Origin of the sequence: Streptomyces sp. PA03-3a (genome assembly GCF_033792735.1) — a bacterium.
GTDB lineage: Bacteria > Actinomycetota > Actinomycetes > Streptomycetales > Streptomycetaceae > Actinacidiphila.
This window is the reverse complement of sequence record NZ_JARAVM010000005.1, coordinates 90584-103531: the sequence shown is the minus strand read 5'-3', so window position 1 is coordinate 103531 and position 12948 is coordinate 90584. Positions and strand designations below refer to the sequence as shown.

11 protein-coding genes are annotated in these 12948 nt (G+C 72.6%); 8 read left to right on the top strand and 3 right to left on the bottom strand.

The genetic code is table 11. The annotated features are described in order from the left end of the window. The first annotated feature begins 18 nt into the window (after nucleotides 1-18). The 4 genes from PV342_RS07605 (at nucleotide 19) to PV342_RS07590 (ending at nucleotide 3483) form a co-directional block, all read left to right on the top strand. Nucleotides 19-666: a PhzF family phenazine biosynthesis protein gene (locus PV342_RS07605; protein WP_386993709.1), complete on the top strand. Its 648-nt coding sequence runs from the start codon at nucleotides 19-21 to the stop codon at nucleotides 664-666. Nucleotides 667-984: 318 nt separating this feature from the next. Beyond that, nucleotides 985-1182, top strand: a complete 198-nt coding sequence (locus tag PV342_RS07600; RefSeq protein ID WP_386993710.1) for an antitoxin — start codon at nucleotides 985-987, stop codon at nucleotides 1180-1182. A gap of 60 nt (nucleotides 1183-1242) precedes the next feature. Next, nucleotides 1243-2169 (top strand): oxidoreductase, encoded by a 927-nt coding sequence (locus PV342_RS07595; protein ID WP_392604718.1) that lies wholly within the window; start codon nucleotides 1243-1245, stop codon nucleotides 2167-2169. Between the two features lie 156 nt (nucleotides 2170-2325). Beyond that, a complete protein-coding gene (locus PV342_RS07590; protein ID WP_500316258.1) occupies nucleotides 2326-3483 on the top strand; it encodes an alkaline phosphatase PhoX in 1158 nt (385 codons plus the stop codon). An 84-nt stretch (nucleotides 3484-3567) separates the two neighbouring features. On the opposite strand, the gene ppdK is transcribed toward PV342_RS07590, so the two are convergent. Together ppdK and dusB are read right to left on the bottom strand one after the other, a co-directional pair. Further along, on the bottom strand, nucleotides 3568-6264 hold the full coding sequence (ppdK, locus tag PV342_RS07585; protein WP_500316437.1) for a pyruvate, phosphate dikinase: 2697 nt from the start codon (nucleotides 6262-6264) through the stop codon (nucleotides 3568-3570). Nucleotides 6265-6680: 416 nt separating this feature from the next. Then, entirely contained in the window at nucleotides 6681-7829 is a 1149-nt protein-coding gene (gene dusB / locus PV342_RS07580) for a tRNA dihydrouridine synthase DusB (RefSeq protein WP_391578026.1), read from the bottom strand. A 96-nt stretch (nucleotides 7830-7925) separates the two neighbouring features. Here dusB and PV342_RS07575 point away from each other — a divergent pair, with 96 nt between their 5' ends. Genes PV342_RS07575 through ybiA form a run of 3 tightly spaced genes read left to right on the top strand, consistent with a single transcriptional unit; the run spans nucleotide 7926 to nucleotide 10395 of the window. Further along, nucleotides 7926-9338 carry an MFS transporter gene (locus PV342_RS07575; RefSeq protein ID WP_386993716.1) on the top strand — a complete coding sequence of 471 codons (1413 nt, stop codon included), beginning with the start codon at nucleotides 7926-7928 and terminating at the stop codon, nucleotides 9336-9338. Continuing rightward, entirely contained in the window at nucleotides 9335-9757 is a 423-nt protein-coding gene (locus tag PV342_RS07570) for a MarR family winged helix-turn-helix transcriptional regulator (RefSeq protein WP_500316256.1), read from the top strand. Before PV342_RS07575 ends, PV342_RS07570 begins: the two co-directional genes overlap by 4 nt. 50 nt (nucleotides 9758-9807) lie before the next feature. Then, nucleotides 9808-10395: a riboflavin biosynthesis intermediates N-glycosidase gene (gene ybiA, locus PV342_RS07565; RefSeq protein ID WP_400801607.1), complete on the top strand. Its 588-nt coding sequence runs from the start codon at nucleotides 9808-9810 to the stop codon at nucleotides 10393-10395. Here the strand turns inward: ybiA and PV342_RS07560 are convergent. Beyond that, nucleotides 10376-11242, bottom strand: coding sequence for a helix-turn-helix transcriptional regulator (locus tag PV342_RS07560; protein ID WP_386993718.1), 867 nt, complete (start codon nucleotides 11240-11242; stop codon nucleotides 10376-10378). The genes ybiA and PV342_RS07560 overlap by 20 nt on opposite strands. 101 nt (nucleotides 11243-11343) lie before the next feature. Between PV342_RS07560 and PV342_RS07555 the strand changes: the two genes are divergently transcribed. Beyond that, nucleotides 11344-12876 (top strand): MFS transporter, encoded by a 1533-nt coding sequence (locus tag PV342_RS07555; RefSeq protein ID WP_400801604.1) that lies wholly within the window; start codon nucleotides 11344-11346, stop codon nucleotides 12874-12876. The last annotated feature ends 72 nt before the right edge of the window (nucleotides 12877-12948 follow it).

Here is a 12948-nt window from a genome sequence, read left to right as displayed (position 1 = left end):
ACCTGCTTGAATCGGTCCATGGCCGAAGTCGAGGTGCTGCGGGTGTTCGTCGGTCCCGACGGGCGGGGCGGGAACCTGCTCGGGGTGGTGCGGGACGGCACGTCCGTGCCCGGGGCGCAGGCGCGGCGGCGGCTGGCCGCGGAGCTCGGCTTCAGCGAGACCGTCTTCGTCGACGACACCCGACGCGGCGTCGTCGACATCTGGACGCCGAGCGTGCGGCTGCCCTTCGCGGGCCATCCGGCGGTGGGGACGGCGTGGCTGCTCGGGGCCGAGGTGCTGCGGCCGCCGGCCGGCGAGGTGAAGGCCTGGGCGGAGGGCGGGCTCACCTGGGTGCGCGGGCGCGCCGAGTGGGCGTCGGGACGCCGCACCCAGCGGTTCGGCTCACCCGAGGAGGTGGACGCGCTTCCCGCGCCGCCGCCCGGCGAGGGCTGGCTCTACGCGTGGGCCTGGGCCGACGAGGCGGCCGGGCGCGTGCGCGCGCGGGCCTTCCCGCGCCGCGGCGACGGGATCGTCGAGGACGAGGCGACCGGTGCCGCCGCCCTGGTGCTCACCGCCGAACTGGGGCGTCCGCTGGACGTCCGCCAGGGCGTGGCCTCGCAGATCCTGACCCGCCCCCACCCCGACGGCACCGTCGACATCGGCGGCCGGGTCTCCCCCGCCCCCTGACCCTCCGTCGGCCCTCGCCCGCGACGGCAGGTCGCACCCCCTTCCCCGTGCCGATCGCCGACAGGTCGTGCCGGGTGACGGCACGAACCGGCGGCGGCCGGACCCGGCGGGGCGTGTACGAGCGGAACGCCGCCGCGCGGGGCGCCCCGGGATTCGCGTACACCGTCCGGTGGGCGGCCGCCACGCGGACGGTCCCCTGCGAGCACGGCTCGCACGGGCCTCTGACCTGCGGATTCGGGACACCGCGGGCTCCGGATGCGGATCTTCGTCGGGGCGGTGATGCTGAGAGAAGTGCCACTGACGGCGAGGAGGACAGCGATGTCCATGTTCGACAAGATCAAGGCCAAGCTGAAGGGCCACGAGAGCCAGGCCCAGAAGGGCATCGGCAAGGGCGGCGACATGCTGGACGACAAGACCGGCGGGAAGTACCAGCGCCAGGTCGACACCGCTCAGGACAAGATGGGCGACGAGTTCGGCACCGGCGGCACCGGCGAGGACCGTCCCCCGCACTCCTGACGCCGAAGGGCCGTCGCGCACCCGTGTGAAAGGCGGCGCGGCGGCCCTACGCTGGCCCGCATGGTGTGGACCGCGAAGGACATCCCCGACCAGAGCGGCCGCACGGCCGTCGTCACCGGAGCGAACAGCGGCATCGGCTACTGCGCCGCCCGCGAACTCGCCCGCAGAGGCGCGAGGGTGCTGCTCGCCTGCCGCAGCGAGACGCGCGGCAAGGAGGCCGTCGACCGTCTGAAGGCCGAAGTGCGGGGCGCCCGCGCCGGATACCGCCACCTCGACCTGGGGGACCTGTCCTCGGTGCGCGCCTTCGCCGCCGGGTACGACGGCACCACCCTCGACCTGCTGGTCAACAACGCCGGTGTGATGGCGCTGCCGTACGGCACCACCGCCGACGGCTTCGAGACCCAGATGGGCGTGAACCACCTCGGCCACTTCGCCCTCACCGGGCTGCTGCTGCCGCGCCTGCTGGCCACCCCGGGCGCCCGGATCGTCTCCGTCTCCAGCGGCATGCACGCGGTCGCCAACGTCGACCCGGGCGATCTCAACAGCGAGCGCCGCTACCGCCGTTGGATCGCCTACGCCCGGTCCAAGAGCGCCAACCTGCTCTTCGTCCACGAGTTGTCCCGGCGGCTGGCGGCCGCGGGCGCCGGGACCGTCGCCGCGGCGGCGCACCCCGGCTACGCGAGCACCGCGCTGCAGACCCGCGCCGCGCGCATGGAGAAACGCCGGACCGTCGAGCGCGTGGTGAACCTCGGGAACCGGGTGATCGCCCAGTCCGCGGACGCCGGCGCGCTCCCGCTGCTGTACGCCGCCACGGCGCCCGGTGTGCTCCCCGACTCCTTCACCGGCCCCCGCTTCCAGGGGTGGCGCGGGTCCCCCGTTCCCTCCTGGCGGGCCCCGTGGACCCGCGACGACCGGTCGGGTGAGCTGCTGTGGGCGGCTTCCGAGCAGCTGACGGGCGTCCGCTACGAGCTGCCCGCGGCGGGGTGAGCCGCGCCGTCTGCCAGGACGGTGAATGCGGCAGAACGTGGCGGAGGGGTCACGCCGCGTTGGTGCCCACGTCAGGCGGCGCGCCCTAGCCTTCCGGTGCGCGACCCGCCCGCGGCGTCGGGTCCGGGCGGGCCACCCGTCGTCCCTGGAGTGATCGTGGAACGTCGAACCTTCTTGCGCGGAGCGGTGGTCGGCAGCTCGGCGGCCGCCTTCGGCGGCACCCTGATGCGGGGGGCGGTCTACGCCGCGCCCGCCCAGCCCGGTACCGGCCCCTACGGCGCGCTGCTGGCGCCCGACGCCAACGGCATCGCCCTGCCCGGTGGTTTCACCAGCCGTGTGATCGCACGCTCCGGCCGGACCGTCGCGGGCACCTCGTACACCTGGCACAGCGCGCCCGACGGCGGCGCGTGCTTCGCCGACGGCACCGGCTGGATCTACGTCTCCAACTCGGAGGTCGACCCGGGCGGCGGCGCGAGCGCGGTGCGGTTCGACTCCTCGGGCAACGTCACGGGTGCCTACCGGATCCTCTCCGGCACCCGGCAGAACTGCGCCGGCGGCAGGACGCCCTGGAACAGCTGGCTGTCCTGCGAGGAGGTCAGCCTCGGCCACGTCTACGAGACCGACCCCCGCGGCGTGGCGGCGGCCGTCCGCCGCGCCGCCATGGGCCGGTTCAAGCACGAGGCGGCCGCGGCCGACCCCGTGCGCAAGGTGGTCTACCTGACCGAGGACGAGACCAACGGCTGCTTCTACCGGTTCGTCCCGGCCACCTGGGGCGACCTGTCCGGCGGGACCCTGCAGGTGCTGGTCGCCGGCACCGCCGCCTCGGGCTCCTTCACCTGGGCGAACGTGCCCGACCCCGACGGCTCCCCCACCGCCACCCGCAGCCAGGTCTCCGGCGCGAAGAGGTTCAACGGCGGCGAGGGCTGCCACTACGCCGACGACACCGTCTGGTTCACCACCAAGGGCGACAACCGCGTCTGGCGCCTCGACCTGGCCGCCGGCACCTACGCGCTGGCCTACGACGACTCCCTCGTCTCCGGCAGCGCCCCGCTGACGGGCGTGGACAACATCACCGGAAGCTCCTCGGGCGACCTCTACGTCGCCGAGGACGGCGGCAACATGGAGATCTGCCTGATCACCCCGGCCGACGTCGTCTCGCCGTTCCTGCGCGTCAGCGGCCAGTCCGGCTCCGAGATCACCGGTCCCGCCTTCTCCCCCGACGGCACCCGGCTGTACTTCTCCTCCCAGCGCGGTACGAGCGGCAGTTCGTCCGGCGGCATCACCTACGAGGTGCGCGGCCCGTTCCGCTCGTAACCGGGCGGAACGGAAGCGGGGGCGGCACCTTCGCACAAAGGTGCCGCCCCCGGTGAGGGTTGGAGATGGTCTTCCGGGCCGGGGTTACCGGCTGTCGCCGCCCCTGTCCGACGCCGCGGCCCGGCCCGCCTCGAGGCGCGCGACGGGGATGCGGAACGGGGAGCAGGAGACGTAGTCCAGTCCCACCTCGTGGAAGAAGTGGACGGACTCGGGGTCGCCGCCGTGCTCGCCGCACACACCGAGCTTGAGGTCGGGCCGGGTGGCGCGGCCCGCCTCGGCGGCGGCGCGGACGAGGGAGCCGACGCCGTCCTTGTCGATGGTCTCGAACGGGGAGACGCCGAAGATGCCCTTCTCCAGGTAGGCGGTGAAGAAGCTCGCCTCGACGTCGTCGCGGCTGAAGCCCCAGACCGTCTGGGTCAGGTCGTTGGTGCCGAAGGAGAAGAACTGGGCGGCCTCGGCGATCTGGGCGGCGGTCAGGGCGGCGCGGGGCAGCTCGATCATCGTGCCGAGGGTGAGGCTGAGCTCGGTGCCCGTGGCGGCCTCGACCTCGGCGATGACGGCCTCGGCCTCGTCGCGGACGATCTCCAGCTCCTGGACGGTACCCACCAGCGGGATCATGATCTCCGCCCGCGGGTCGCCCTTGGCGTTCCGGCGCTCGGCCGCGGCCTCGGCGATGGCCCGCACCTGCATGGCGAACAGGCCGGGGATGACGAGCCCCAGGCGCACACCGCGCAGGCCCAGCATCGGGTTCTGCTCATGGAGCTTGTGGACGGCCTGCAGCAGCCGCAGGTCGTTCTCGTTGGAGTCCTTGCGCGCCTCGGCGAGCGCGACGCGCACCGACAGCTCGGTGATGTCGGGCAGGAACTCGTGCAGCGGCGGGTCGAGCAGGCGCACGGTCACCGGCAGCCCGTCCATCGCCTCGAGCAGCTCGACGAAGTCGGACCTCTGCAGCGGCAGCAGCGCGGAGAGCGCCTTGTCGCGCTCGGAGTCGGTGTCGGCGAGGATCAGCCGCTCCACCAGCGCGCGGCGCTCGCCGAGGAACATGTGCTCGGTGCGGCACAGGCCGATGCCCTGGGCGCCGAATCGGCGGGCGCGGGAGGCGTCCTCGGCGTTGTCGGCGTTGGCGCGCACCCGCAGCCGGCGGACCCGGTCCGCGTACGCCATGATCCGGTGCACCGCCCGCACCAGCTCGTCGGCGTCGTCGGCGCCGGCGTGCATGCGGCCCTCGAAGTACTCCACGACCGGGGAGGGCACGACCGGCACCTTGCCGAGGTAGACCTTGCCGGAGGAGCCGTCGATGGAGAGGACGTCGCCCTCCTCGACCACGACCCCGCCGGGGGCCGTCATCCGGCGGCGCTTGGTGTCGACCTCGAGCTCCTCGGCGCCGCACACGCAGGTCTTGCCCATACCGCGGGCGACGACGGCGGCGTGCGAGGTCTTGCCGCCGCGCGAGGTGAGGATGCCCTCGGCGGCGATCATGCCGTTGAGGTCGTCGGGGTTGGTCTCGCGGCGGATGAGGATGACCTTCTCGCCGGAGCGCGACCACTTCACGGCGGTGTACGAGTCGAAGACGGCCTTGCCGACCGCGGCGCCCGGCGAGGCGGCGATGCCCCAGCCGATCCGCTCGGCCTTGGCCTTCTCGTCGAAGCGGGGGAACATCAGCTGCGCCAGCTGCGCCCCGTTGACCCGCTGCAGCGCCTCGGCCTCGTCGATCAGGCCCTGGTCGACCAGCTGGGTCGCGATGCGGAAGGCGGCGGCCGCGGTGCGCTTGCCGACGCGGGTCTGCAGCATCCACAGCTTGCCGCGCTCGATGGTGAACTCGATGTCGCACAGGTCCTTGTAGTGCGTCTCGAGGGTCTCCATGATCTGCATCAGCTGGTCGTAGGAGGTCTTGTCCAGCTGCTCCAGCTCGGCGAGCGGCACGGTGTTGCGGATGCCCGCCACGACGTCCTCGCCCTGCGCGTTGCTCAGGTAGTCGCCGTAGACGCCCTGGTGGCCGGTGGCCGGGTCGCGGGTGAAGGCGACGCCGGTTCCGGAGTCGGAGCCGAGGTTGCCGAAGACCATCGAGCAGATGTTGACGGCCGTGCCCAGGTCGCCGGGGATGCGCTCCTGGCGGCGGTAGAGCTTGGCCCGCTCGCCGTTCCACGAGTCGAAGACGGCGCGCACGGCCAGGTCCATCTGCTCGCGCGGATCCTGCGGGAAGTCCCGTCCGGTCTCCTTGGCGACGACGGCCTTGAACTGCTCCACCAGGCGCTGCAGGTCACCCGCGTCCAGGTCGAGGTCGTCGTGGGTGCCCTTGGCGCGCTTGGCGTCCTCCAGCGCGTCCTCGAAGAGCTCGCCGTCGACGCCCAACACGGTCTTGCCGAACATCTGGATCAGGCGCCGGTAGGAGTCCCAGGCGAAGCGCTCGTTGCCGGCCTGGGCGGCCAGGCCCACGACCGAGGCGTCGGAGAGGCCGATGTTGAGGACCGTGTCCATCATGCCCGGCATGCTGAACTTCGCCCCGGAGCGGACGGAGACCAGCAGCGGGTCGTCCGCCTGCCCGAGCTTCTTGCCCATCTTCCGCTCGAGCGCCTCGAGGTGCGCACTCACCTCGTCGCGCAGCGCCGCGGGTTCGGCGCCCGACTCCAGGTAGACCTTGCAGGCCTCGGTGGTGATCGTGAAGCCCGGGGGGACGGGCAGACCGAGGTTGGTCATCTCGGCGAGGTTCGCGCCCTTGCCGCCGAGCAGGTCCTTGAGTTCCTTGTTGCCCTCAGTGAAGTCGTAGACGAACTTCTGGATTACTTGTTCTTCCGACACGGGACTCGCTCCTCGCGGCCGGGATGCCCTGACGGCGGGGAGCGTACCCATCCCGAAGGCGCCGCAGTACGTCAATCACCAGGTCACACGGTCGTAACCACCCATCCGCCGAGAGATCGAAAGTCGTGGCACCCCTACGGGTGAACGCGGCATGCGTTCAATCGTCGAACACATGCTCTCGCCACGTGATCGGCACACCTGGAGTCGGTCACTCCATGCGACGGATGACTTGAGCATGTGTCCACGACAACGATGGCACCCAGTGCCACTCATTGGAGAGATGTGGTGACACTCGGGCCGCTCATCTGAGCAATACCCCTATCAGGCGTGGCGAGAATCACTCGCCCCCGCGCCCTTCGTCTTACGGTCCGGGCGTCGCCGGGGTCCCCGAAACGTCCTCAGCCGCCCGAAGTGTCCAGCTCGGCCTCGGCGCCGACGACCACCGAGCAGTCGTACGGGTCCTCCAGCCAGCCGTCCGGCAGCACCACGCGCTTGCTCCCGGCCGTCCGGCCGCGCGGCCCCTCGGCGCCATCCGGCCATTCCTGGTCGAGGTCGAGGTCGGCGAGGTGGGCGTCGAGCTCGGCGAGGGAGGAGGTCATGGCCAGCTTGCGGCGCATCTCCGAGCCGACGGAGAAGCCCTTGGTGTACCAGGCGACGTGCTTGCGGAAGTCGATGACACCGCGCTCCTCGTCGCCCAGCCACTCCCCCAGCAGCCCGGCGTGGCGCCGCATGACCCCGGCGACCTCGCGCAGCGTCGGGGCGGCCGGTGCGCCGCCGCCCTCGAAGGCGGCCACGAGGTCGCCGAAGAGCCAGGGGCGGCCGAGGCAGCCGCGGCCCACGACGACGCCGTCGCAGCCGGTCTCCCGCATCATCCGGACCGCGTCCGCGGCGCTCCAGATGTCGCCGTTGCCCAGCACCGGGATCTCGGGGACGTGCTCCTTGAGGCGGGCGATCGCCTCCCAGTCGGCCGTGCCCCCGTAGTGCTCGGCGGCCGTCCTGCCGTGCAGCGCGACGGCGGTGACACCCTCCTCGACGGCGATCCGGCCGGCGTCCAGATAGGTGGTGTGGTCGTCGTCGATGCCCTTGCGCATCTTGATCGTGACGGGCAGGTCGCCCGCGTTGCCGACCGCCTCGCGCAGGATCGAGCGGAGCAGGTTGCGCTTGTAGGGCAGGGCCGAGCCGCCGCCCTTGCGGGTCACCTTGGGGACGGGGCAGCCGAAGTTCAGGTCGATGTGGTCGGCGAGGTCCTCGTCGACGATCATCCGGACCGCCTTGCCGACGGTGACCGGGTCGACCCCGTACAGCTGGATCGAGCGCGGCTTCTCGCTGCCGTCGAAGTGGATCAGCTGCATGGTCTTGTCGTTGCGCTCGACGAGGGCCCGGGTGGTGATCATCTCCGAGACGAAGAGCCCCTTGCCGCCGGAGAACTCGCGGCACAGCGTGCGGAACGGCGCGTTGGTGATCCCGGCCATCGGCGCCAGCACGACCGGGGGCCACACGGTGTGCGGGCCGATACGGAGTGCGGGAGCGGTGGCGTCAGCAGTCATGCGGACCATTCTCCCGTATCACCGGGGCGAGGTTGGGTGTAGCGTGAAATGGTTACACACGTACAATCAATCCAGATCAAGGAGACCGAACAGCCGATGCCCGAGCTGAGCCGGGGCAGGCGCCTTCTGGTGCTGGCCATCTGCTGCATGAGCCTGTTGATCGTCAGCCTCGACAACACGATCCTCAACGTCGCGCTGCCCGCCATGCGCCGGGACCTGCACACCTCCATCTCCGGACTGCAGTGGACCATCGACGCCTACACGCTCGTGCTGGCCTCGCTGCTCATGCTCTCCGGCTCGACCGCCGACCGGATCGGGCGGCGCCGGATCTTCCGCACCGGTCTGGTGATCTTCACGGGGGCGTCCGCCCTGTGCAGCATCGCCCCCAGCCTGGAGTGGCTGGTGGTCTTCCGCATGCTGCAGGCGATCGGCGGTTCGATGCTCAACCCCGTCGCGATGTCGATCATCACCAATGTCTTCACCGACCCGCGCGAGCGCGCGCGGGCGATCGGGGCGTGGGGCGGCGTCGTCGGCATCAGCATGGCCGCCGGGCCGATCATCGGCGGCGCGCTCGTGGAGACCGTCGGCTGGCGCTCGGTGTTCTGGATCAACCTGCCGATCGGGCTGCTCGCCCTGGTGCTCACCGCGCTGTACGTGCCCGAGTCCCGTGCCCCCCGGCCGCGCCGGATCGACCCGGTCGGCCAGCTGCTGGTCGTCGCGCTGCTCGGCTCGCTGACCTACGCCATCATCGAGGCTCCCGCGGCGGGCTGGGGCTCCCCCGTCATCGTCGGCTGCCTCGCGCTCGCCCTGTTCTCCGCGGCGTCCCTGGTCCCCTACGAACGGCGGCGCAGGGAACCGCTGATCGACCCGCGCTTCTTCCGCAGCGCGCCCTTCAGCGGGGCGACGGTGATAGCGGTGAGCGCCTTCGCCGCCCTCGCCGGCTTCCTCTTCCTCAACACCCTGTATCTGCAGGACGTGCGCGGCATGTCGGCCCTGGACGCCGGACTGCACCTGCTGCCGATGGCGGCCATGGCCCTGGTCTGCGCCCCGCTGTCCGGCCGCATGGTCGGCAGCCGCGGCCCGCGGCTGCCGCTGCTTCTGGCGGGTGTGGCCACCACGGCGAGCGGCGTGATGTTCGCCGCGCTGGACGCGACGGCCTCGGACCCTAAGCTGTTCACCGCGTACGTCCTGTTCGGCATCGGCTTCGGCTTCGTCAACGCGCCGATCACCAACACCGCCGTCTCCGGCATGCCGCGGACCCAGGCGGGTGTCGCCGCGGCGGTGGCATCGACCAGCCGGCAGGTCGGACAGTCCCTGGGCGTGGCCGTCATGGGCGCCGCGCTCGCCGCCGGCCTCGACCTCACGGCGTGGTGGATCATCACCGGCTGCGGTGTGGCCATCCTGACGCTGGGGTGGCTGACCTCGGGCCGGTGGGCGGCGGCCACCGCCGAACGCGCCGCCGAGCGTCTCAGCGCCGACGCCGCCCGCGAGCCGGTGGGCGCCCGGTGAACGAGGCCACGGCCGCCCGGGTGTGGCGCGACCTGCGCACACTCGTCCTCGAGCGCAACGAGCGCCGCCGCGAGGTCGCCGACGCCCTCGGCATGAGCTTCTTCCGGGTCAAGGCGCTGCGCCGGATCGCGGCCGACCCCGTCACCCCGGGCGACCTCGCCGCGGACCTCATGACGGACCGCCCGTACGTCACGCTCGTCGTCGACGACCTCGCCCGGCGGGGGCTGGTGGAGCGCACGCCGCACCCGCGGGACCGGCGCCGCAAGCTCCTGAGCGTCACGCCGGCCGGCGCCTCCGCCGCGGAGGAGGCCGACCGCATCCTCGGCACTCCCCCGCCGGGCCTGGTGGCCCTGGACCCGGAGGAACTCGCGGCGCTGGACCGGGTGGTGACCAAGCTGCTGGAGCCCGCGTCGGGGTGAGCGGGGAAAACCGGGGGCCGTTGTCGGTGCCCGGCGGTACCGTCACGAGCATGACGACGCAGATCACCGAGCCCCGCGACGCCCGTTCCCGGGCCGCACTGACGGAGCTGACCGCGCGCGGCGTCCGGCCGAAGTACCTGTTCTTCTGGGGGCACCGGCCGCAGAGCGACGGCAGCGTGGGCGCGGGCTGCCTGAGCCAGTGGTGGCCGTCGGAGTTCACCGTCGACGGCATCGGCTACGCCACGGCGGAGCACTGGATGATGGCCGGCAAGGCCCGGCTCTTCGGCGACGACCGGGCCCTCGCCGCCATCCTCGCGGCCCCGCACCCGCACGCCGCGAAGAATCTGGGCCGCCAGGTGCGCGGCTTCGACAACGCGACCTGGGAGCGGCACCGGGAGGAACTGGTCGTCGAGGGCAACGTCGCCAAGTTCGGTCAGGACCCGGCCCTGCGCGACTACCTGCTGGGCACCGGCTCGCGCGTTCTGGTGGAGGCCAGCCCGTTGGACCGCATATGGGGCATCGGCCTCGCGGCCGACGACGACGGGGCCGCCGACCCCGCACGGTGGCGCGGCCTGAACCTGCTGGGCTTCGCCCTCATGGAGACGCGGCAGCGGCTGCTCACACCGGCACCGGCATGACGCTCGGCGCGGACGCGGCGATCTCGTACAGCCGGTCCAGCCGTTCACGGGTGGCGGCATCCGCCGGGGAGTAGGTCACCAGCCGCGGGCCCTGGCTGGGGCCGAGCCACAGGTGCGTGAAGTGGAAGGTCAGCAGACCGACCCGGGGGTTGAGGAAGCGCTTGGTGCGATTCTCCGGTTCCTGCACCTCATGCCGCTCCCACAGCTCGCAGAACTCCGGGGAGGCCTGCTCCAGCCGCTTGACCAGGGACTTCCACGCGGGCTCCGCGAGGTGCTCGGCCATCGCCGCACGGTACTTGGCGACCAGCTGCCGGCTGGTCTCGTGCCAGTCGGGCAGGCCCTCGCGCCAGGCGGGGTCGGTGAAGGTCAGCCACATGATGTTGCGGTCCTCGAACGGCAGCCTGTCGAGGTCGTCGACCAGCCGCGCGTAGGTGCGGTTGTGGGCGATGACGTCGGTACGACTGTTGAGCACCGCGGCCGGCAGCGGCTCCAGCTTGGCCAGCATCTCCCGGATCTGGTCGGACATCCCCGGGCACTGGGCGCGCGGGTTGGGGTCCGGAACCCCGGCGAGCAGGAAGAGGTGGGTGCGCTCGTTCGGGTCCAGCATCAGGGCCCGGGCGATCGAGTCGGCCACCTGCGCGGAGATCTGGATCTCCCTGGCCTGCTCGAGCCACGTGTACCAGGTCACGCCGACCGCGGCCAGCTGCGCCACCTCCTCACGACGCAGCCCGGGGGTGCGGCGTCGGCGCCCGGGCGGGAGTCCGACCTGCTCGGGGGAGATCCGTTCACGGCGGCTGCGGAGGAAGGAAGCGAGTTCGCTCCGCGCGGCGGCGCTGGGAGACGTCATACCTCCAGGGTGCCTGACGCCCCAGACCATTGCCAGGTGGTCGCGATACCTGGATAAACGCTCTCTGGTACCCCCCTCGGAACAAGGTCATCGTGGCATACGTGACCGATCACAACGAATCCTCCGCCTCCGCTGCCCTCCGTTCCCGGACCCAGGTGCGGCCCCGCGTCATCCGGGTGGGCGCCACCGGACCGGCGCCGGCCGCGAGAACCTCGCCACCGGCCGCCGAGGCGCCGCCCGGCACCGCGGCACCGCTGCTGAGCCCGCTGGGCCTGTTCACCGTGCTGCTGGGCGCGGCACTGCCGCTGATCGACTTCTTCATCGTCAACGTCGCCCTGCCCGCCATCGAGACGGACCTGCACGCCGGGGCGGCCCTGCTGGAGCTGGTCGTGGCCGGCTACGGCGTGGCGTACGCCGTGCTGCTGGTGCTCGGCGGCCGGCTCGGCGACTCCTTCGGCCGCCGCCGGCTCTTCCTCGCCGGCATGGCGGCCTTCGGCCTCACCTCGCTCGCCTGCGGTCTGGCGCCCGACGCGTGGGTGCTGGTGGGCGCCCGCGTCGCACAGGGTGCCGCGGCCGCGCTGATGCTGCCCCAGGTGCTGGCCACCATCCACTCCACGACCGCCGGGCACCGCAGGGCCAAGGCGCTGAGCCTGTACGGCGCGACCGCGGGCCTGTCCATGGTCGCGGGCCAGATCCTGGGCGGCGTCCTGGTCGCCGCGGACATCGCGGGCACCGGCTGGCGCGCGGTGTTCCTGGTCAACGTGCCGGTCGCGGCGGCCGGTCTGCTGCTCGGGGTGCGCTCGGTGCCGGAGACCCGTTCCGACCGGCCCGCGCCGGTCGACCGGCCGGGCACCCTGCTGCTGGCGGTGTCGCTGGTGACCCTGCTGGCGCCGCTCACGGAGGGCCGTGCGGCCGGCTGGCCGGTGTGGACGTGGGTGTCGCTGGCCGTCTTCCCGTTCGCGGCCGTGGCCTTCTTCGTGGTCGAGCGGCGGGCCGACCGGGCCGGGCGGATCCCGCTCGTGCCGCCGAGCCTGTTCGCCCTCACCGGGATGCGGCGGGCGCTGCCCCTGCTGGTGCCGTTCTCCATCGGCTTCGGCGGCTTCATGTTCGTGATCGCGGTCGCCCTGCAGCAGGGCCTGCGGTACGGGCCCGTGGAGGCGGGCACCTCGCTCGTGCCGATGGCCGTGGCGTTCTTCCTGGCCTCGCTGGCCGGGCCGCACCTGGTGGGCCGGTACGGCGGGCGTGTGGTCACCGCGGGCGGTGTCCTGCAGGGCGCCGGCATCGCGGTGCTGGCGCTGACCGTGGCCCGCAGCTGGGAGACCGGGATGACGGCGTGGGCGCTGCTGCCGGGTGTGGCCCTGGCCGGACTCGGCCAGGGGCTGCAACTGCCGGTGCTGTTCCGGCTGGTGCTCGCGGACGTACCGGGCGAGCGGGCCGGGGTGGGCAGCGGGGTCATGGTGACCACCCAGCAGTCGGCGCTGGCCCTGGGCGTGGCCACCCTCGGCACCCTCTTCCTCGCCCTGGTCCCCTCGCACGGGACCCGCGAGGCGCTGGTCACGGTGCTGATCGTGCAGTTGGCGGCGGTGGTCGTGACGGTGCTGGCCAGTCTGCGGCTGCCGCGCCAGGTGGCCTGAGGACCCGCCGGGCCGGGTCCGGGACCCTGGTCCGGCCCCTGGGGACGGAGCCGGGAGTGACACATGCACTGA

Coding starts and splice junctions, on each gene's coding strand:
- PV342_RS07605 (WP_386993709.1), top strand. CDS start 19: ATGGCCGAAGTCGAGGTGCTGCGGGTGTTCGTCGGTCCCGACGGGCGG.
- dusB (WP_391578026.1), bottom strand. CDS start 7,829: ATGACTGCTGACGCCACCGCTCCCGCACTCCGTATCGGCCCGCACACC.
- PV342_RS07560 (WP_386993718.1), bottom strand. CDS start 11,242: ATGACGTCTCCCAGCGCCGCCGCGCGGAGCGAACTCGCTTCCTTCCTC.
- PV342_RS07600 (WP_386993710.1), top strand. CDS start 985: ATGTCCATGTTCGACAAGATCAAGGCCAAGCTGAAGGGCCACGAGAGC.
- PV342_RS07595 (WP_392604718.1), top strand. CDS start 1,243: ATGGTGTGGACCGCGAAGGACATCCCCGACCAGAGCGGCCGCACGGCC.
- PV342_RS07575 (WP_386993716.1), top strand. CDS start 7,926: ATGCCCGAGCTGAGCCGGGGCAGGCGCCTTCTGGTGCTGGCCATCTGC.
- ybiA (WP_400801607.1), top strand. CDS start 9,808: ATGACGACGCAGATCACCGAGCCCCGCGACGCCCGTTCCCGGGCCGCA.